Source organism: Salinimonas sediminis, assembly GCF_003429285.1.
Classification (GTDB): Bacteria; Pseudomonadota; Gammaproteobacteria; order Enterobacterales; family Alteromonadaceae; genus Alteromonas; species Alteromonas indica.
The window spans coordinates 554,137-574,399 of record NZ_CP031769.1 but is presented as its reverse complement, the minus strand read 5'-3'; the positions used below and the strand labels follow the sequence as shown (position 1 = coordinate 574,399).

The window sequence follows — 20,263 nt, the reverse complement described above, 5'->3', positions numbered from 1 at the left end:
AAGGGAGCAAGTATGTTTCGGTATTTACTGTTTATTCTGGTATTGGCCACCACCAGTGTCGTGGCTAAAGATAAAGACGATGGGTCAAATGTGCAGCCTGAAAACTTTTATCCCCGAGTAAAACTGGTGACCACGATGGGCGATATTATTATTGAACTGGATCGGCGCCGGGCTCCTATTACCACCAATAATTTTTTACGCTATGTTTCTAAACGGGGCTACGACGGTACCCTGTTTCACCGGGTAGTACCTGGTTTCGTTGTACAAGGCGGCGGGTACAACAAAGACTTTGAGGAAAAACCCAGTTACCCGGAAATTTTCAATGAGTCGGGCAATGGCATGAAAAACAAATTATATACCGTGGCGATGGCTCGCCAGAATGAGCCTCATTCCGCTACCCGTCAGTTTTTCTTCAATGTGAACGACAACCCCTCTTTGGACCCAGGTAAAGAGTGGGGCTACGCCGTATTTGGAATGGTGGTAGAAGGTGAAGAAGTGGTCGATAAAATGATGGAAGTGGAAACGGAGTATCAGCTACGCCTTCGAGAGCCCAGTAGCCCGATTGAGCCAATTCTGCTGGAACAAGCCACAGTACTACCAGCCACTTAAGCAGTTTTTAGGCTGACATTTTCGGCGCAGGCGGCAGGCGAAACAGCCGGTCACGATATTTTATAATGTTCGCCAGTATAACTGCTGGCGCGTTAGTTTCGGCATAAAAAGGTGCCCCTGGTGGCGATACCCTAACCGCTCCAACAACTGGCGTGAAGGGGTATTATGCCGATGTACAATAGCGCTTAAATAACTAAACTGGTAATAGCTTTTGGCCCGCTTGATCACTGCCAGCGCGGCCTCACTGGCATAGCCTTTACCGCGGCTTTCGGCTAAAAAGGCAAAGCCCAAATCGGGGCAGCCGAAAATGCCCCGGTTTAACAGGCCGCACATACCAAGCGGTTGTCGGTCATGGCGCCGTTCAACCACCCACAGGCCATACCCCCACCGGTCGAAATGCTCATGGCTTAGGGCAATATATTTCTTCGCATCGTTGATACTATGAACGCCGCGATTACCAATAAAACGCAGCCATGCGGGATCGTTATTAAGAGTATATATCCACGGCGCATCATCCCCACACGCTTTACGCAACCCCAGGCGGCTACTAATGAACTGATAATCGCTCATGCCTGCTCCTGCAATAGTAATGCATCGATCTGGCGCTGTTGGTGGGGACTGACCCGTCCTGGCCGCGGATACGCAGGCTGCTTACGGTCCTGGCGAATGTGTTCAGGCCAGTGGGCCGTGCTGCGAATAAATGCTTGCGCGCTGGCCTGACCGCCGTGCTCTAAACAACCAGCCAGACAGGTATCAATGTAAGTTTGCGACACCGGATAGTGGGCGTCTGCCAATTGCGTGGCCAACGACTGGCAGATCCATACCTGTTTGTGGGCTAAACGGTCTTGCAGAAATTGGCTGGACTGGATGTCGAGCCCGGCGTCAATATACTGCGGCTGAACCTGCACAAACCGGTAGTCTTTTTCGCGACGAGCCAGCGCCGGACTAAGTGCGGTGGGCACCATTAATGCGTTCAGCCGACCACTATGTTCAGGCCAGGCCCCAACGTAGGTTTGCTGTTCGCGAATGCTGCGGGTAATCCAACCGCGGGCGAAGCCGTTGACTTCAACGAGCAGGCCGGTATGGGTAAGGTCAGAAAAACGCTGGCGACTATCGCGATTGATGAGCGAGCCGTAACCCAGAATTAAATGATTATAACTGAACGAATCAAACCACTGCTGTAACTGACTTAAGGTCAAAACTCATTCCTGTAGGATGCGCATTTTTCCAGTCAGTATAGCAAGGATGGCGGGCTGGCTCATCCCCCTGTTAGCGTGTGGTGAGCCAGCCGGTTTAGCAGTGTTGCATTAAAATAACGCCCGTACCCCTACCGTGAAATTACGCCCAGGCAGTGGCGCCTTATCTTTCAAAAATGATGTATGTACTCGTGCTTCTTCATCGGTAAGGTTATCGGCGTTGGCAAATAATACCCAGCTCACACCTTGGCGGCTGATTTCGTATTGCACGTTGGCGTTTAGCATTGTGTAACTATCGGTGATGGTTTCAAATGCGGCAACCTTATCTTGTTCGTCGTTGTAGGTAATACCCACCTCACCGCTTAACTGGTTACCGGTGTAGCTTACACGGGTACCTACCCGTAATGGCGGGATCCGCGGCAGGTCTTCGTTATCCAGCTTCGCACGAATCACATCACCAAAGACTTCCACCCGCCATTGAGCGTTTACATCGTAATAAACTTCCGCTTCCATACCATAAATATCGGCATCGGCCTGATTAAAAGCAAACACTGGTAAGCCATCTTCTGCATGCTCGTCATGCCCTTCTTCATCGTCATGCGCCTCTTCTTCATGCGCTTCGAGGGCGGTCAGACCGGTATCTGTCTGATAGATATAATCGTCTGCCTGATTGTAGAACAGTGACGCTGTATAGCCCCAATTCCCCGTATACTTACGAAAGGTTAAATCTACATTGGTGCTGACTTCCTCTGTCACATCACGCAACGAAGAGGCTAGCTCGCCGTCTTCATCTAGCGCAAAAACCAACCCTAATTCATAGGTTTGTGAGGCCAAATGGGCGCCCCCTGAGAACAATTCCTGTTGGCTGGGCGCCCGCTCACTGCGGGATAAGGTTAAGGCAACCGACTGGCCCTGGGTGTACTCCCAGTTTGCGCCGGCTGATAACGAGGTGGACGTGAAGCTATAATCGTCAAAAGAAAATTGTAATGGGCTTTCATCATGCCCTTCTTCTTCCTCTTCATGGTCACCGGTATGCAAATCAATCTGCGTGTCACTAATATCATATTCGGTACGTTCGATACGACCACCTAATTCGGCGGTAACCTTGCCGAAGCTTTTTTGTTCAACAACATACAGGGCATAGTTGTCAGTCTGGGTCGGTGGCGAGAAGGCTTCATCACCCACAGCTTCATAATCGCTGGTACTGGCCTGGAGGCCGATAATACCGTGCCAGCCATCAATTTTAATATGGTTGGCGGTTAAACGAAGGTTGGTACTGTCATTGTTAAAGCGGGTACCAATGGCGCCGTCTTCAATCTCAACATGGGTATAGTCCGTATGCGCTGCGGCAAATTTAATACTGTTGAGAAAGCTAACCGGCGAATACAGCTCGCCTGCCATTTGATAACGGGTCATTTCCACATCAATGCTGGTGCCTTCTTCTGCATGCTCGGCTTCATCGTGCTCTATGCCGTCTTCCTCATGTTCCTCTTCATGTTCTTCGTCGTGGGCATGGCTATGACCAGGTACGCCATAGGTGTTATCCAGACGCTCAACCGCAAAACCGATATAGCCTTCGTCCTGCACATAGCTGATACCGCCGGTGAAGTCTGTGGTCTCCATTGCGCTATTTTCCAAGGTACCGTACGGCTCATCGTCATCCGGCGCGACAGAGGCATAACCGGGGATATCCACATCCTGGGTGTCGCGGGTAAAACCATCAAAATGATAAGCAACGTTGCCCTGCCCGCCAGTCACGTCAATTTTGCCGAATTTTCCATTGTCTGCGGTGGAGTAACGCGCTTCAGCTTCGCCTTCAAGCTGTGCCGGTACAGTTTGAGGAATACGCTTATCTACCACGTTCACTACCCCACCAATGGCGCCACTGCCATACTGCAAGGTAGCCGGCCCACGTAATACTTCAACCTGGGTTGCGCTGGTGGTATTGGCCGCCACATTATGGTCCGGCCCAATGCGCGAAACATCTGAAACATCCAGGCCGTTTTGCACAATTTTCACCCGCGGGCCATCATTTCCCCGAATAACCGGACTGGAAGATACCGGCCCATAATAAGAACTGTGCACGCCCGGCGTTGATTTGAGTGTTTCGCCCAGCGTGGGTGCCTGGCGTTTACGCAGCTCATCTGCGCCCAATACTGAGACAGGGGTGACCGACTCCAGCACTGACGATTGCATGGCCGTGGCGGTGACCAAAATGTTTTCCACCGAAGATGGGGTTAAGGTGAAATCCACCACTTCGTCACCTTCAATGGCGCCTAAATCTTTATCGCCATGCAAATATTGCGCAGAAGACACATGTATATGCACATCGACCGGGGAGATATCACTGAGTGTATAGCGCCCCGCCCCGTCGGTTAGCACCACTTTGCGTGACCCTTCAACGCTGATTTTTGCGCCAGCGACTGGCTTACCTGCTTCGTTCGTAATTGTGCCTGTAATGGTATTGGCCAGGACTACTGGCGAACACGCCACAATGATGGATGCTGCAATAAGCTTACGTCTGTACATGTGCTTCCCGCTAATGTTTAATTAAAAGGTATCTGATATTGTTATGTTATAACATTTTCACGTTCATTGATAAAAATGTCAACGGTTGCTTATCGGTAGAAATGCTCAGCTGGTCGTCAATCAATGTTATTTCCACCGGATTCAACGGCGGGCTTGCTTACGGGCTGCTTTTCATTAGCGGGCTTTGTATCACCTAGTTTTTCATCGGCGGGCTGGCGATGTCAGCGAAGGTTTGTCAGTAATCTCATTACGCTTGAAAGCATATTTACTGCATACGAAGCGAGATTAGAGCAAGAATAAGGCCATACGCTGCCAGTCGCCAGAAATGGCTACCGTTGGAAAACCTAAAGGTATAGCGATTATTGAGCAGTCGCTGGGGGACTCTCTGCACGACGGGCCTTGAGCGGTATTTAGCGCGCCAGGCAGTGCCCGTGGCAGGGAACAACTTGACTGCCGCCATTTAGCGGGTTTAACTGAAAGTGACTTGGATGAAGCAGTACCGCCAGTGCAGTTTCGCTAAGCAGGCCTGAAGTGGTGCATAAATGCCTTTGGGGCCTGCTTTATACTTTAATAAACTGTCTGATAACCACGATGGGCGATAAATAGCCCTCAGGCCCGATCTATCCCAAAATTAAGCACCTCGGTGATGCACGATGCACCGGTTTTAAGCATCAATAGGCGGTCTATACCCAATGCCACGCCAGCGCAATCTGGCAACCCCGCTTCTAAAGCTGCCAAAAAGTGTTCATCTATCGGCATCTCCGGGTAACCTGCTGTTAACCGCAATGCATTATCTTGTATAAAGCGTTGACGCTGTTCGCGCGGCGCACTCAACTCGTAAAATCCGTTGGCGAGCTCAGCGCCCCGGTAATACACCTCAAAGCGATCTGCGGTGCGGGGGTCTTGCAAATTCAAACGGGCCAAAGCAGCCTGACTAGCCGGAAACCCGTGAACAAAACAAGGTACCTGCTGGCCTATTTTTGACTCTACCACCAACGAGAACACCAATTGCAGCAAGCCATCTACCGTGAGTGAATCTGGTTCATCAATATCAATATGGTGTGTGGTAAGTGCCTCAAGCAAGGCTGGCTTGTGACAGGCTAAAGGGTCAAGGCCTGCCCATCGGATCATTGCCTGCTGGTAGCTAATATACTCGCCGGGCTCGGTATCAAGCGTATGCTGTAACAGGGCATCAACTTCATGCATTAGCTGCACATGGTCAAACCCGGTCCGATACCATTCAAGCATAGTAAATTCTGGATTATGCCAACGCCCCGCCCCTTCATGACGAAATGCTTTGCAAATTTGATAGATCGGGCCACTACCAGCACAAAGTAAACGCTTCATGGCAAATTCCGGCGATGTTTGCAAGTATAAGTCTTGGGGCTGGCCGCTACTGTCGTGATTAAAACGGGTGGCAAACGCAGCAAGGTGAACATCGGTTACGGTGCCGCGGCTTAATAATGGCGTATCAACTTCAAGCACTTGGCGGGTGTAAAAAAAATCCCTAATTTGATGCAGCAAGTTCGCTCTGGCCAAACGCTGCTGATGAGAGGTAGTGGGTTGCCATTGCATAATGTCACACCGCAGGTAGGAGGTTACAACACAACACAGCGGGTAGCAGACTACGTCGTGGCGCGCTGCTCCCCGCTTAATCTATATTTGGCTGAAGCCGGTAAGCCCAGGGCTATACCTTGGGTTTGGCCGGCTCACAGGATTGGTTTACAGGCGACTTATTTTTGTGCCCGAGAGGCGTACTCGCCTGAGCGGGTATCCACCTTAATAACTTCACCGGTTTGTACAAACAGAGGAACTCTTACTACCGCGCCAGTGCTTAATGTAGCCGGCTTGCCCCCGGTGCCGGCGGTATCCCCTTTGAGGCCTGGGTCTGTTTCGGTAATTTCCAGCTCAACAAAGTTCGGCGGGGTGACGGTAATTGGCGAGCCATTCCATAAGGTAATGGTGCAAACGTCATTTTCCACCAGCCATTTAACATTGTCACCCACCGCTTTTTCGTCAGCAGCGATTTGTTCGAATGTTTCATTATTCATAAAGTGATAGAATTCGCCGTCGGTGTATAGGTAGGCCAATTCGGTATCCATAACGTCAGCACCTTCCACAGATTCACCTGAACGGAAGGTCTTCTCAAGCACTTTGCCTGAAATAAGTTTACGGATTCTAACCCGGTTAAACGCCTGGCCTTTACCCGGTTTGACGTATTCATTTTCCATGATATTGCAAGGCTCGCCATCCAGCATAATTTTCAGGCCAGCTTTGAATTCATTAGTGCTGTAATTAGCCATAAATCCTCTGCTAAAACAAAAGGTGTAAAGAACGAAGTGGCGCAAATAATACCTAAAAATCGAGTGACTGTAGAGCATAACTGGCAAAAAGAGTTAGCTTATAGTTTTACGGACCCGCTAAAGTTGCTTGAATACCTGGAATTAGACACGGCTGGGCTGGCGCATCATGGCCAGGCCAGGCAGTTATTTCCGTTACGGGTGCCGCGTCATTTTGCCGCCTTAATGGAAAAAGGCAACTGGCACGATCCGTTACTCCGGCAGGTTATGCCATTGGCAGACGAATTTGCGGTGGTGCCGGGCTACAGCGCCGATCCCCTCCTAGAGCATGACACCGCAGGCAAAGGCCTACTACACAAATACCAAAGCCGGGTTTTACTGATGGTGCGTACTGGTTGTGCGGTTAATTGTCGCTATTGTTTTCGGCGGCATTTTCCCTACGCTGAGAACGCGGTTAATAAAGCCCAGTGGCAACACAACATTGAGTATATTCAGGCCCACCCGCAGATTAATGAAGTAATTTATTCCGGCGGTGATCCACTCATGGCAAAAGATGACTTTCTGGCCTGGTTGACCGCTCAAATTGCCCAGATACCCCACGTTAAGCGCTTGCGTATTCATACCCGTTTACCGGTGGTATTACCCGAACGCATAGACGCGGCTTTGGCTGATTGGCTGACCAGTAGCCGGTTAAAACCCGTGCTGGTGTTACATATTAACCATGCAAATGAAATCAGCGAAGCTTTAAAACAACGGTTGGCAGGACTGGCGAGACAGGGAGTTATGTTGCTGAATCAAGGCGTGCTGCTAAAAGGCGTTAACGATACAGCAGATGCTCAGGTTGCACTAAGCGAAGCATTGTTTGATGCCGGCATTTTACCCTATTACCTGTTTTTACTGGACAAAGTAGAAGGTGCTGCCCATTTTGATGTTAGCGAGGAAACGGGTAAGCAGGTCGTAGCGCAAATGATAAAGCGTCTGCCGGGCTTTCTGGTACCCAAGCTCACCAGAGAGATTGGGGGCCAACCCGGCAAGACGCCGATAGACTTACATTTACAACCGTAACTTAAGCGTAGGTATTAATGTTGGCACCTACTGCCGGGTTAGCGGAGGTGGCTTTTGGTACGTCAGCGGCTGATTCCAGCAGCTGAAGCGTCGCCTGTCCCTCTTGTTTTTGCTGACTTTTTGCCAACTCAAGCGAGGCACCGGATGTTGCAGAGCTATTCGCTCCTGATATATCCATACCCGTTTCCTTTGTTGCTTGTAGCAAAGCTAAAAAGCAGGCAAAATTGCCCGCCTCATGAGGCTATCGGCCTGCACCAGCTAAACTTTAGACAACATTTCGAAGGGGCGCCATGCAAGCGGTTCACGACCAACTTCAGGAAACCATCCAGACTCTGTATCGCAAAGCGGTAGATGCAGATAATAAATTAGATGGCTTACAACAAGCTCAGCAAGGTAAATTTTCTGCGGTATTTGCCGCAGACAGTGGCTTTCGCACCCAAGCTAAGCGCTTCACCCCTTATGTTCAGGAAATTGCTGAAGACTGGCAAGCGCTTAAAACCCTTGATGAGGCACAGTTTAAAACAGCCCTGGTACCGCTGGTAGAAAAAATCCAGACCGCGCTGCAAACGCTGGCTCAGTTTCAAAAGGCGGTGTAAACCGCCCTACTCGGTGGCCTGTTGATACAAAGGAATCTGGCTTAAGCGTGCCTTAATCCGGGCCACTTCGTTTAAATATGCTTCGCTGTCGACTTTTTCGTAGCGGCGATCAAATTCTTGTTTGCTTAACCCCTCGGTAAGCCCTTCAATAGTTGGCATATAAACCCCTTCATCGGCGGCGCTGGCCAGCGCATTTTGGGTAGCAAGCGCGGTTTCCGGGTCGCCCAACACCCGCGCCAGCTCCAAACCGGCCAAATCGGCGGTTAAATCGACAAAGCTATAGCCGCTGCCGCCCATTCCCCGGTCCATTAACTCTTTGAATTCACCTATCGCAAACGTGACATCCTGTTCACTGAGCATTTTCAACGCAGCAGAGATAATAAAATGCTTGGCCAAGTCGTTGCGTCCACGTAATAAAGGCGGCGCAGCAGGCTTTAACGCATGTTCAATATCCGGTTGCACATCACCCACAAAATTGGCAATACGGTGGTGCCCGATAAAGATCGACAGGGCTAGCACGGCTGCCTTGTTGTGCATTAGCACATTATCCTGATTACTTTGCTCTCGGGCGCGGGCCATAATTTGCCGCAGGTAAAGATGAAATGGCTGGGGCTTTTTCTTTAACGCTAACTCCCTACCGGCGATGTAACGCAGGTAGTAGCCCGTCAACTCGGTCAGTTCATCGCCGCTGTCATTCCCCAGGCCACTACGGACCTCATTTAATTCACGTAAAAACCTATCCATAGGTTCAACCGTCACGGCCACCTCTTCAGGCTGCATACTTACCCGGGAAATTTGCTGACGTGCCTGGGTGCCAATATCGCTATCGGTCCACATATTGATGGCGTGCTCCACCAGCCCTACGGCCAGGCCGCCGGGAATATACAAGTTACCAATTTCAATATAATCGATGGTAAATTTATCGTCGGGCAAAATGCGCATATCAACATTAATATAAAGATGCCCGGCAAACACCGGTAGCGCCATACTGGCCTGCAGTTGGCTGTGCTGGCTGGCAATATCTACATTCCCGCGAATATACGGGGCGGCCCGCTGGACAAAACCAACCAGGCTGGCAACCTGTTTTTGCGACACTTTGATAGTGTGCTGGTTATGCCGATCAGAAATACTGGTTTGGATTTGGTTAAGCAGGTGATTCACGGTATCGGCATCACCAATTTGTTCAGAGGCAGATGATTTCACTGACGCTGATGTGTCAATCATCAACACCAGCAATACCCCCACGACACCCGCCAGGACGGCCACCGCTACAGCTAACTTGCGCAATACAGACAAATCTTTTACTCACCTGAAAAATAAAAAACAGTGTATTTTTGGTTAACTGCACCGCAAATACAACGATATTCGTAGACAATACAGTTACCGGATACGCAGGCTACCTGATAACGGCCTCATTATACGGCGTTTTTGCTATTTATGGCCTCTGCTATACGCAATTTTTCAGCGCCTTACCAGCAATAGCGCCATAGGGACGCTCGCTTTAAGGTTATAAAGGTCCGCCTAAGGTTTGGCCAGGGCTTCATCCAACCACTGAGTGAGACTATCAAAACGCCCCACCGCCCCGGTAAAGTCATGATCGCTGGAGTTCTCGGTGGGGATAGCAATACACGCAATACCAGCACCTAAAGCAGCCTGCATGCCATACATAGTGTCTTCCACGGCTACCGTTTCGCTGCCGTCGAGTTCCAACATAGCCAGCACCTTTTGATAGCAATCGGGAGCCGGCTTACTGTGTGCCACGTCTTCCACTGCCACCGTAGCGCTGAACATATCACTGAAGCCATGCGTAGTCAGGGTTTTCTCCAACGACAATCGGCTTCCGCCGGTGACAATCGCCAGGGTAAATCCCGCCTCGTAACAGCGCTCAATAGCGGCTTTAGCATCATCCATTAAAGGGAATGCCTGTTCGGCCAGGTACTGGGCGGTGAGCGCATGCTTTTGGTCTGCCAGCTCAGCGGGATCGGCATCTAACGAGAAATGCGCAATCACATCTTTGGCGTTTTGATTGACGGGGATACCGGCCATTTTCTCGTCGTGAAATTCGCGTTCCAGGGTTATATCGTAGGCGTTTAATACTTGCTGCCACAACGCAAAGTGCACCGCTTCGGAGTCGATTAAGGTGCCGTCATGGTCGAATAATATCGCCTTAGTATTGCGGTTAATGCCTGCTCGGTGAGTCATTTGCTTTCCTCTGCGCCTAATAAATGAAGTTTATTGACTTATCCTGCCTTGTCGCCCTCAGTATCTCAATGAGTTTATCGATAAGCGAGCTGAGTTTTGCTCTGGGTGACCTGAGCATTTACCAGACAACTCGCTGTCCGTTAGTCGTTATCCGTGCTTGTTATGACAAATTTAATGCAAATAGTGGCAGGTAAGCACGGACTTTTTGAAAAGCCTGACTATGCTTATTTGATAAGGCGTGGCAGTGGCGCACGTAACATCGTGCCATCCACCATATACTGCATAAACACGGCCTCGGGACACACTGTTTTTTAAGGAATGTGACAGCACAGGATTGGTCAGCTTGGACAACTTTACACTTACCATTTGCACTATGCTGGTCAGCATTATGATGGCGGCTGCGATGGCCGGGCTGTATGGCACCAGCCGGGATGAAGCAGCGTTACCCGACTGGATAGCCGCGATGCTTTGCTTCTCAGTTTCTTCGCTGCTGGCGGTGGTTCATGCTTACTGGCCGCTGCCTTTTTTGCTTGTCCCGGGCATCGCCAATGCGCTGTATTTAGCCGGCCACGGGTTTATTTTCAGTGGTATACGTCAACATATCGGCGGCCGTTCAGCCTACAACTGGATAGCAGTACTCGCGCTATTTAGTCTCAGCCTGCATTTTTTACCTGCTATCGCCACCAGCCTGGATAGGCGAATTATCATTTTTTATGCGATGGTCCTGGCGTTGTGTCTGGCTTCAGCGCTATATATTTTGGTATCCAGACGGCAATGCACCATTGGCGGTTACACCCCTTTGCTATGGGTGCTAGGGCTGTTTTTCACCCAAATGTTGTTGCGTGAAGTGGCGATGGTAGCCGACCTGGCCGGGGTTAGTGTGCCGGGCAGCGCCTATTTACGTTCGGCAGGCTCACTTTTTGTAATGCTGTATATTATTGCTATCGCTATGGCCTTTGCTTACCTCATTACCTGGCAAAAAGCTGAAGCATTACGTACGTCAGCGCTCACCGATAGCCTGACCGGCTGGTATAACCGCCGCGCCTTAATGCGTATGGCGCCACAGGTTTTTGATGAGTGCCGTAACAAAAATCAGTCATTATGCATTGTGATTCTGGATGTGGATCATTTTAAACAAATTAACGACACCTATGGACACGTTATTGGAGATAAGGTCTTACAGCATATCACCGTGCAAGCGCGGCAAGCTTATGGGCCGGGTAAATGGCTGTTCAGACTGGGTGGCGAAGAATTTGCTATCTTGCTGGCGGATACCGAGCCTGAACAGGCATCATCTATTGCGGAAAAGATTCGCGAAGCGGTTAATCACAGCCCCTACCAATACCATAAAGCCATTTGGGTATCGATTAGCCTGGGCATAGCAGCAGCCACAGCGCAAGATGTGAGCTGGGAAGCTGTACTTGATAGAGCCGACAAAGCGCTATACCAGGCGAAAGCCACCGGACGTAATACGGTATGCAGTGACACTACCCTGGCCTTTACCGGTACTTAAGTGAGGTATGGCTAACGATGCTTCGAACTTCAGTGTAAATAGCCGCTTTACGGAGGTTGTCATCTTAGCTGCATGGTTAAGGCCGGGTGGCTAAGCGCCGCAAGTCTGTGTTGGCACTTCGCCCTATAAGTAAATAAATACTACACCTAAAGTTTATGACAGCAGAAAACTGCCGGCTTCACGCAAAATCACGGCGCGTACTTTTTTCGCTAACAGCACATTTTCCTTAGTCCATTCCCGGCTGGCCTCTCCGCGGGTTTCGGTCCACTTTTCGAACGATAAACGCGGGGTAAGTACACCACTTTCATTCGTTTTCTGCTGGCTTTTTTCAGGATTCCCCGCCCACTGTATATATTGGGCTTCGGGTACCCGAAACGCGTAACAACGCAAAGAACCGGTTTCAAAGTTAGGTTTGATAGCTAATACGCCGCGCACCGCCGGATGACCAAACTCGTCACCATAATCCTGAGTAATATTGTTGGTCTGGAAAATGTAATCAGAAAAGTCATTTTTTACCTGCCTGTCAAGCTGGTTCAGTACTGCCTCATCAACGGTTCTGCCCGACTGATACCAGGTGCCGTTTAGCAACAAGGCGGTAGACGATGCGCTGAGTTCGTAAACCAGAATATCGGCCAGGAACTGGCAACTGGTGACCGAGTCCTGGCCCGACAGGACCCGTACCATTTCATCCACACGCTGTTCGATATTGCGAAGTAACGCCAACCGGGTTTTGGAACGGTATGTGTTGTATAGCGTACAAAACTGTTTCACCAGCTTTTCTGCTGTTTGCCGGCTGGTGACGTCCATGGTTACCGCGCAAGGATGATGACATGCCACAATCCCCCATAGTTTGCCGCCAATGATCAAGGCGATAGAATACGATGCCCCTACGTCCATGTTTTGCAGATACTGTAAATGCACGGGCGACACACTGCGTAAATCTGACCAGGTCAAATCGGCCACCGGCGAATCTTTGAGCGCCACAATATCCACAGCAGCCGCTGTTACATCAGGAATCATGCGGGAGGGGTTTTGAAAATACATTTGCCGGGCGATGGCTGGAATATCAGAGGCAGGGAATTTCAGGCCCAGGTAATCTTGTTCACCGTCGCTGACTGACTCGGCGACTACCTCACCCACCCAGTCACTTTCAAACCGGTACAGCATTAAGCGACGATAAGGCAGTACTTCATGCAACGTCGTCAGCAGGTTATCGAAGTAGTCAGTTTCCTGCCACTGCTCATCAGGCTCCGGATACAGCTTTGCTTCGAGTGCCTGGTAACTGGTGAAACTTTGTGGTGTAGTCGCCTGCTCAAGCTCAACTACCACCGCACCTTCGCCGCGAATCAGCCGGATATGACAGATGTGCGGGCCCACCACATAATCATAAAATGTGATGCGTTGCCCTGGCTCCTGGGGCAGCCTTGCCAGCATATCTTCACGCAACCACTCCAGCACATCAAAGTTAGCCCCTAGCAGCTGTTCCAGATCTTTTTCTACATACGCTTCAATATTAGCGCTGGCATGGGTTACCGTCTGGGACTCTTCATCCAGTAACAGGAGCGCCCCAAAGGACTGAATTTGTCCCGATAGATGTAACGCTTCTTTTTCGCAATTTGCCAGTAGCTCGGTTACATCCATTGGTCCTCCGGTAGATATTATTCTGTCGCTAACACGTTTTGTGGCGCAGACGATAACATCTGTGCAGTTTTATTGCTGCCTTGCGGCTCATATAAATAAAACCCCTGAACTATCTGGCATTGTTCGTTCTTTAGTATTTCCAATTGCGCTGCATTTTCCACCCCTTCGGCGACAACCTGCAAGCCCAGCGCATGCGCCATCCGGATAATTGCCAGGGTAATAGTATGGGCATCCTCAGACTCACACATGCCGGCGATAAAACTTTTATCTATTTTAAGCTCATGTATGGGCAATTTACGTAGCTGCGATAAAGAAGACTGGCCTACGCCGAAGTCATCAACGCTAAGCACAATACCCATATCCACCAATTTATTAAGCTCTTCAATTAACACATCCATGCGCTCAGCCAGCGCACTTTCGGTAATTTCGAACTTAAGCTGTTTTGGCTTAATCTTATATTTTTTCATCAAATGTGCGGTATGGGTGACAAAACTGTCATCCTGTAACTGCTTCACCGAAATATTGATAGCGACTTTCGGCACTTCAATATTACGGGTGTGCCAGCCATGAATTTGCTGAAACACTAAATCAAGCGCATGCAGGCCAATCTCTTCAATCAGCCGGCCGCGTTCGGCTACCTCAATGAATTTTTGCGCCGGCGTGCCTTCCAACGCTTCGCTGTCACACCGCAAAAGGGCTTCCAGGCCAACGATAGCCCCTGAATTAATCTCCACCTGGGGCTGAAAACTCATACTAAAGTGGCCTTCAGTAAGTGCGCTGCGCAAGGCCTTTTCAATCTCCATTTTGTGCACCGCCTCCTGTTTCATTTCTTCGGTGAAGAATTGATACTGGTTGCGGCCCAGCTCTTTAGACCGGTACATCGCTGTATCCGCATTTTTCAGCAGCACAAAATTATCAGCACCGTCATCTGGGTATACTGAAATACCAATGCTGGCCGAAGCAAACAGCGTATGTTCATTGATTTCAAAAGGCGCGTTGATGACTTTGATAATGCGCTGTGCCACTTCATCAATTTCATTAACGCTGGTGGATTGCAAGATTGCCACAAACTCATCGCCCCCCATGCGGGCCAGAATATCGGTATCGCGAATACATTTTTGTAACCGGCGGGATACCTGCTTAAGCAACAAATCGCCCACATTATGCCCCAGGCTATCGTTAATTTTCTTAAAGTCATCCAAGTCGAAAAACAATACTGCACACATGCTTTCCTGGCGTTTGGCGGTGGTCAGCATCATGCCCAAACGTTCCATCAACACACTGCGATTGGGCAACCGGGTTAGCTCATCATGGGTTGCTAAAAACTCAATTTTGCGCTGCACATTTTTAATTTCATTTACGTCGCTGTAGGTCATAACAAAGTTGGTATGTTTGTTATTGGTATCTTTTACCGCATTAATGGTAACCCACAGCTTTAGCTCTTCGCTTTGTGCATCAAGATAGGTGACCTCGCCTTGCCAGTAATCTTGCAGGTTTAGCGCTTCATCAATTTGTTCAAAAAAGGCCGGCGAATATATATCTGCGGCAAAGTCACGGGCTTGTTTACCCATCAGCTTATCAATGCTGTAACCGGTAAGCTCGGTAAATGCCTGATTGGAAGTGATAATTTTACGGTTTTCGTCGGCAACCAAAATGGCTTCGCCGGTACGGTCGAACAATTTGCCTGCCAGTTTCAGCTGCTCGTTAGCATGGCGCGTACGGGTTATATCATTAGCCTGGGTACAGATTGATTTGACTGTTCCATCGGTGTCAAAAATCGGGAAACGCACGCTTTCAAGCACTACCGCTCCGTCATCCCGCTCAAACTCATCAACTGTTCGAACCGGCGCCAGCGAACGCATGGTATCTAAATCTTTTTCCCGCAGCATTTTGGCCATTTTTTTATTAAACAGATGATTATCTGTTTTCCCCAGCACCTCTTCTGAGGTCATGCCAAATATTTCCTCAAAGCGCGCATTAACAAACTCGTAGCGTCCAGAATTATCCTTAAGGGCAACTACCGACAGCGAATTGTTCATTATCGATAACAACTGGTCCTGGTTTTTCTCCACGTCTTCATGGGCCCGCACTAATTCAGAATTATCGATGATCACCAGGATGGCGCCGGTGGTTTTTTGCCGGGCATTAATCAGCGGCGTTATAAACAGATTCAGTGTTTCTTTTTCTGTCGGTTTAATAATGATGTTCATTTTGCGACTGGTTTTCAAAGTCGCGCGCAACTTATTTTCAATATCAATAAAGTACTCGGGCAGGTGTAGCTCTTTTGCCCGTTTTTTATACGCTAAAGAATTTAGGTGGTACTTGCGGTTCGCCGCTTCATTAGTGCGGCTTAAAAGCAGCTCATCGTCAAATACAAACAACGGAAAGTCCAATGTATTGTAGACACTTTCCAGCTCACCATTGATGGCCGATAACTCGCCCGATTTGCGCATGCTTTCTTCATTAACGCTAATCAGTTCTTCGTTGGTAGCCTGCAATTCCTCATTGGTGGCTTCCAACTCTTCGTTGTTGGCCTGAAGCTCTTCGTTGGCAGCTTGCACTTCTTCATTCAGCGCCTGCATTTCTTCGGCTGAGGCCGCCATTTCTTCGGTCAATGTCTGCAATTGTTCTCGGGTGGCAATAAGCTCAGCCACATCCGCGTTTTCGGTATCATAGGTAGTGTCATTTTTCGCTACAGGCACTTCTTCAATGCGCCGGAAATTAACGATAAACAGATCCGTTTCAAATTGCTCCAGCGGAATCACCACCACTTTCCAGTGCCGCCGGTTGTCTTTTTCAATCTGACGGGGCCGGCTAATCGCCACATCACTGTCACGCTTGGCCTTATTGAAAGTTGAAATCAGTTCAGCGGAAAACTCTGAGACTATCAGTTTGGATAGATTCAAATCCGGCGTACCCGAAGGAAAGCTTACAAAGGGCTGCAGGTCACCGCGAGAGTGCAAAATAGTGAAGCGCGTATTTATCAGCACCGAGGGGCCGAATTCACGAATAATTGTTTCGTTGAATAGGCGCTCATAACTGTTGCTCGGGGTATCCTTTGCCTTTGACGGAGTGATCACCCCTTTGAGCATGCGCGGTACAGCCGGACGCTTAGAACTCTGGCTAACCTTGAAAATCCGGCTTCGACGGTCTACCGCCACGAAATACTCTTCTTTCAGGCCAATAGACTCAGATTTACCTAAAAACAATATACCGGCATTTAAAAGTGAATAACGAAATAGCGATAATACGCGCTGCTGCAGCTCCGTATTGAAATAAATCATCACATTACGAAATGAAATCATATCTAAATGCAGAAACGGCGGATCGCGGGTGATATCCTGGCGCGAAAAGGTAATGATGTCGCGAAGCTTTTTGGAAGGGTAAAACGAGTCTTCTTCAAACCGAAAATACTTTTCTACCAGTTCTGAGTCCAGACTACTGATAGAGTGTGTAGAGTAGCTTCCCTTGCGAGCGACTGCCAAGGCATTGTCATCAATATCTGTACCAAATACCTGGATGGAAAGCTCTTTGTTTTGCCGGCGCATTTCCTCCAAGAATAAAATTGCCAGCGAATAGGCCTCTTCACCCGTAGCGCAGCCGGCCACCCACAGACGAATATTTTCACCTTCTTTTTTATTCTCAACAATGTCGCAGATATAGCTACGAATAGCCTCGAAGGCTTCTTTATCGCGGAAAAAATTGGTAACCGAAATAAGCAGCTCTTTCGACAGTAACCGCACCTCATCAGTATCATGGTGTAACTGGGCTAAGTAGTCTTTGAGGTTATCATTGTTGGTGGCTATTAAACGCCGATTGACCCGCCGCAATAACGTTGACTGCTTATAAAAGCTGAAGTCAATTTTGGTGGTATCACGCACCACATCATACAATTCCGTCATCAGCTGGTTTTTTTCTTCGTCTGAGTTCGGAAAAAAACTTTTGATCAGGTTGCTGCAAAAATTAGCAATCTCCGCGCCGATTTCATGCGGTGAAAGCACCCGGTCAACCTCCACCGATTGTAATGAGGCGGTCGGCATCCCATCATATTTTGCGGTTTCAGGGCTTTGCACAATAGCATAGCCACCCGCACTTTTTACTGCTCTTAGACCACGCGAGCCATCACTACCAGTACCGGATAACACCACTCCTACACTGTGATCGCCCAGTTCATCGGCCAGCGATTCAAACAACAGGTTCACCGAGGGCTTAGGGGTTACATCTTCAGGCTTTTTTTCCAGCCGAAGGCGCCCTTGCCGGTAAATAACGTGGTGACCGGGCGGCCCCACATAGATAACATTGTTTTTAGGCGCCACATTGTCTTCAATTTCCTGAACTTCATAGCGGGTTTCGCGGGCCAGAATATCTGTCATCTGGCTTTTATGACTAGGCGATAAATGCTGCGCGATAACCAGGCTGGCGTTAAGTTTTTCTGGTAAGTTCGATACCAGATTAATTAACGCCTCAATGCCTCCAGCTGAAGATCCTACGCCAACAACAAATGGCATCTTGCTTGTTTGGTCAGCTTGCGAGGCTGCGGTATTTCCCATATTCAATTCGTTTCCCGTATCCTGTTTGGTCACCCAGCTGGCATTAAAGACAGACAAACTTACTATCCCGCTGAGTCATTATTCTTACTGCAATGAATCCAATTTCGATGATATTAAGGCGGATTTTATACGACTTCAGCCATATTCCCTTTGCTTTCCAGCCAGCTTTTACGATCGCCACTACGCTTTTTAGCTAATAACATATCCATCAGCTCAAGCATATGTGAGGTATCGTCTACAGTAAGCTGAACCAAGCGTCGTGTATTCGGGTCCATGGTGGTTTCGCGCAATTGGATGGGGTTCATCTCGCCTAACCCTTTAAAGCGTTGTACATTGATTTTGCCGCGCTTTTTCTCAGCTTCAATACGATCCAAAATGCCCTGTTTTTCACTTTCATCCAGTGCGTAAAATACTTCCTTACCCACATCAATTCGATACAAAGGGGGCATTGCTACATAAACGTGCCCTTTTTCTACCAGCGTCGTGAAATGGCGCACAAACAGCGCACACAATAAGGTAGCAATGTGCAGCCCGTCGGAGTCAGCATCGGCCAGAATACAAATTTTGCCGTAACGTAACCCGCTTAAATCTTCTGACGCCGGATCAATACCCAAGGCAACAGAAATGTCGTGGATTTCCTGTGAAGCCAATACTTGCGAAGGGTCAACTTCCCAGCTGTTCAGAATTTTCCCACGCAGCGGCATAATGGCCTGAAATTCGCGGTCGCGAGCTTGTTTTGCCGAACCGCCCGCCGAGTCACCTTCGACCAGAAACAGTTCTGAATAATTAATATCCTGTGACGAGCAATCGGTCAGTTTGCCAGGCAATGCCGGCCCCTGGGTGACCTTTTTGCGGGCAACTTTTTTATTTTGCCGCAAGCGCCGCTGGGCGTTGCTAATACACATCTCAGCCAGTGCTTCAGCTATTTCGGTATGCTGGTTCAGCCACAAGCTGAAAGCATCTTTTACCACGCCAGAAACAAACGCTGATGACTGACGCGACGATAAGCGTTCTTTGGTCTGGCCAGCAAACTGGGGGTCCTGCATTTTGGTCGACAAAATATAGGCACAACGGTCCCAGATATCATCCGGCGTTAGCTTTACCCCCCGGGGTAACAAATGTCGAAATTCGCAAAATTCGCGCATTGATTCCAGTAGCCCCTGGCGTAGACCATTAACATGGGTTCCGCCCTGTGCGGTGGGGATAAGGTTAACATAGCTTTCCGTAACCAAATCGCCACCCTGAGGCAGCCACATAACAGCCCACTCTGCCGCTTCTGTATTGCCTTTAAAACTGCCAATAAATGGCTCTTCTGCCGGTAAGGTTTCAAACTGCGCTACCGACTGATACAGGTAATCCTGCAGGCCATCTTCAAAATGCCATTCGTAGGTTTCTTTAGAGACTTTATTATCAAACTTGATGCGCAGGCCCGGACATAACACGGCCTTTGCACGTAAGTTGTGAATTAACCGCGAGGCCGAAAACTTGGCTGAATCAAAATACTGAGGATCTGGCCAAAAATGCACCCGGGTCCCGGTGTTGCGCTTGCCGCACGAGTCAATCACCCGTAGCTCTTCGGTTTTATCGCCATTGGCAAAGTCAATCTGATAAACATTACTGTCCCGGCGAATGGTCACTTCAACCTTGGTCGATAATGCATTGACCACAGAAATACCTACGCCGTGCAAACCACCGGAAAACGCATAATTCTGGTTCGAAAATTTGCCGCCGGCATGCAGCTTAGACATAATAAGCTCCACCCCGGATATTTTTTCTTCAGGGTGAATATCGACCGGCATGCCACGCCCATCGTCCGTCACTTCCAACGACTGATCTTCATGCAAAATAACTTTAATATTGGTTGCATGGCCGGCCAGTGCTTCATCCACACTGTTATCGATAACTTCCTGTCCCAAATGGTTAGGTCGCACCGTGTCGGTATACATGCCGGGACGACGTTTGACCGGGTCAAGGCCATTTAACACTTCAATAGCGTCTGAATTATACTGGGTTGCCATAGTTATTTTTTCTCTTAAGGCCGTCACGCAAAGGGTGGGTAGCG

Annotated in this window: 15 protein-coding genes; 4 read left to right on the top strand and 11 right to left on the bottom strand. The window is 49.1% G+C overall.

Annotated elements, in window-relative coordinates:
• Positions 1 to 12 precede the first annotated feature (12 nt).
• Complete coding sequence (locus D0Y50_RS02610) at positions 13 to 609, top strand: peptidylprolyl isomerase (RefSeq protein WP_117315338.1); 597 nt, start codon at positions 13 to 15, stop codon at positions 607 to 609.
• A 60-nt stretch (positions 610 to 669) separates the two neighbouring features.
• Here the strand turns inward: D0Y50_RS02610 and D0Y50_RS02605 are convergent, their stop codons facing one another.
• The 5 genes from D0Y50_RS02605 to efp form a co-directional block, all read right to left on the bottom strand.
• Complete coding sequence (locus tag D0Y50_RS02605) at positions 670 to 1,179, bottom strand: GNAT family N-acetyltransferase (RefSeq protein WP_117315335.1); 510 nt, start codon at positions 1,177 to 1,179, stop codon at positions 670 to 672.
• Positions 1,176 to 1,808: a gamma-glutamylcyclotransferase gene (locus D0Y50_RS02600; RefSeq protein ID WP_117315333.1), complete on the bottom strand. Its 633-nt coding sequence runs from the start codon at positions 1,806 to 1,808 to the stop codon at positions 1,176 to 1,178. Before D0Y50_RS02600 ends, D0Y50_RS02605 begins: the two co-directional genes overlap by 4 nt.
• A gap of 108 nt (positions 1,809 to 1,916) precedes the next feature.
• A complete protein-coding gene (locus D0Y50_RS02595) occupies positions 1,917 to 4,334 on the bottom strand; it encodes a TonB-dependent receptor (RefSeq protein WP_117315331.1) in 2,418 nt (805 codons plus the stop codon).
• A 609-nt stretch (positions 4,335 to 4,943) separates the two neighbouring features.
• Positions 4,944 to 5,912, bottom strand: coding sequence for an elongation factor P--(R)-beta-lysine ligase (epmA, locus tag D0Y50_RS02590; protein WP_218023572.1), 969 nt, complete (start codon positions 5,910 to 5,912; stop codon positions 4,944 to 4,946).
• Positions 5,913 to 6,067: 155 nt separating this feature from the next.
• Positions 6,068 to 6,637 (bottom strand): elongation factor P, encoded by a 570-nt coding sequence (gene efp / locus D0Y50_RS02585; RefSeq protein ID WP_108565534.1) that lies wholly within the window; start codon positions 6,635 to 6,637, stop codon positions 6,068 to 6,070.
• Between the two features lie 36 nt (positions 6,638 to 6,673).
• Here efp and epmB point away from each other — a divergent pair, with 36 nt between their 5' ends.
• Positions 6,674 to 7,699 carry an EF-P beta-lysylation protein EpmB gene (gene epmB / locus D0Y50_RS02580; RefSeq protein WP_117315326.1) on the top strand — a complete coding sequence of 342 codons (1,026 nt, stop codon included), beginning with the start codon at positions 6,674 to 6,676 and terminating at the stop codon, positions 7,697 to 7,699.
• 1 nt (position 7,700) lies between these two features.
• On the opposite strand, the gene D0Y50_RS19460 is transcribed toward epmB, so the two are convergent.
• Complete coding sequence (locus tag D0Y50_RS19460) at positions 7,701 to 7,877, bottom strand: hypothetical protein (protein ID WP_170145438.1); 177 nt, start codon at positions 7,875 to 7,877, stop codon at positions 7,701 to 7,703.
• 112 nt (positions 7,878 to 7,989) lie between these two features.
• Between D0Y50_RS19460 and priC the strand changes: the two genes are divergently transcribed.
• On the top strand, positions 7,990 to 8,295 hold the full coding sequence (priC, locus tag D0Y50_RS02575; protein WP_108565537.1) for a primosomal replication protein PriC: 306 nt from the start codon (positions 7,990 to 7,992) through the stop codon (positions 8,293 to 8,295).
• Between the two features lie 6 nt (positions 8,296 to 8,301).
• On the opposite strand, the gene D0Y50_RS02570 is transcribed toward priC, so the two are convergent.
• Positions 8,302 to 9,591: a hypothetical protein gene (locus tag D0Y50_RS02570; RefSeq protein ID WP_117315324.1), complete on the bottom strand. Its 1,290-nt coding sequence runs from the start codon at positions 9,589 to 9,591 to the stop codon at positions 8,302 to 8,304.
• 225 nt (positions 9,592 to 9,816) lie between these two features.
• A complete protein-coding gene (locus D0Y50_RS02565; protein ID WP_108565539.1) occupies positions 9,817 to 10,497 on the bottom strand; it encodes an HAD family hydrolase in 681 nt (226 codons plus the stop codon).
• Positions 10,498 to 10,840: 343 nt separating this feature from the next.
• Here D0Y50_RS02565 and D0Y50_RS02560 point away from each other — a divergent pair, with 343 nt between their 5' ends.
• Entirely contained in the window at positions 10,841 to 12,010 is a 1,170-nt protein-coding gene (locus D0Y50_RS02560; protein WP_117315321.1) for a GGDEF domain-containing protein, read from the top strand.
• A 153-nt stretch (positions 12,011 to 12,163) separates the two neighbouring features.
• On the opposite strand, the gene D0Y50_RS02555 is transcribed toward D0Y50_RS02560, so the two are convergent.
• The 3 genes from D0Y50_RS02555 to parE form a co-directional block, all read right to left on the bottom strand.
• Positions 12,164 to 13,651, bottom strand: coding sequence for a GAF domain-containing protein (locus D0Y50_RS02555; RefSeq protein WP_117315319.1), 1,488 nt, complete (start codon positions 13,649 to 13,651; stop codon positions 12,164 to 12,166).
• A 17-nt stretch (positions 13,652 to 13,668) separates the two neighbouring features.
• On the bottom strand, positions 13,669 to 18,258 hold the full coding sequence (locus D0Y50_RS02550; protein ID WP_117315317.1) for an EAL domain-containing protein: 4,590 nt from the start codon (positions 18,256 to 18,258) through the stop codon (positions 13,669 to 13,671).
• 68 nt (positions 18,259 to 18,326) lie between these two features.
• Complete coding sequence (gene parE, locus D0Y50_RS02545; RefSeq protein ID WP_117318614.1) at positions 18,327 to 20,219, bottom strand: DNA topoisomerase IV subunit B; 1,893 nt, start codon at positions 20,217 to 20,219, stop codon at positions 18,327 to 18,329.
• Positions 20,220 to 20,263 lie beyond the last annotated feature (44 nt).

Excerpts from the sequence above, each read along its gene's own strand:
- D0Y50_RS02610 (WP_117315338.1), top strand. The coding sequence starts at position 13 with ATGTTTCGGTATTTACTGTTTATTCTGGTATTGGCCACCACCAGTGTC.
- D0Y50_RS02605 (WP_117315335.1), bottom strand. The coding sequence starts at position 1,179 with ATGAGCGATTATCAGTTCATTAGTAGCCGCCTGGGGTTGCGTAAAGCG.
- D0Y50_RS02595 (WP_117315331.1), bottom strand. The coding sequence starts at position 4,334 with ATGTACAGACGTAAGCTTATTGCAGCATCCATCATTGTGGCGTGTTCG.
- efp (WP_108565534.1), bottom strand. The coding sequence starts at position 6,637 with ATGGCTAATTACAGCACTAATGAATTCAAAGCTGGCCTGAAAATTATG.
- D0Y50_RS19460 (WP_170145438.1), bottom strand. The coding sequence starts at position 7,877 with ATGGATATATCAGGAGCGAATAGCTCTGCAACATCCGGTGCCTCGCTT.
- priC (WP_108565537.1), top strand. The coding sequence starts at position 7,990 with ATGCAAGCGGTTCACGACCAACTTCAGGAAACCATCCAGACTCTGTAT.
- D0Y50_RS02565 (WP_108565539.1), bottom strand. The coding sequence starts at position 10,497 with ATGACTCACCGAGCAGGCATTAACCGCAATACTAAGGCGATATTATTC.
- D0Y50_RS02555 (WP_117315319.1), bottom strand. The coding sequence starts at position 13,651 with ATGGATGTAACCGAGCTACTGGCAAATTGCGAAAAAGAAGCGTTACAT.
- parE (WP_117318614.1), bottom strand. The coding sequence starts at position 20,219 with ATGGCAACCCAGTATAATTCAGACGCTATTGAAGTGTTAAATGGCCTT.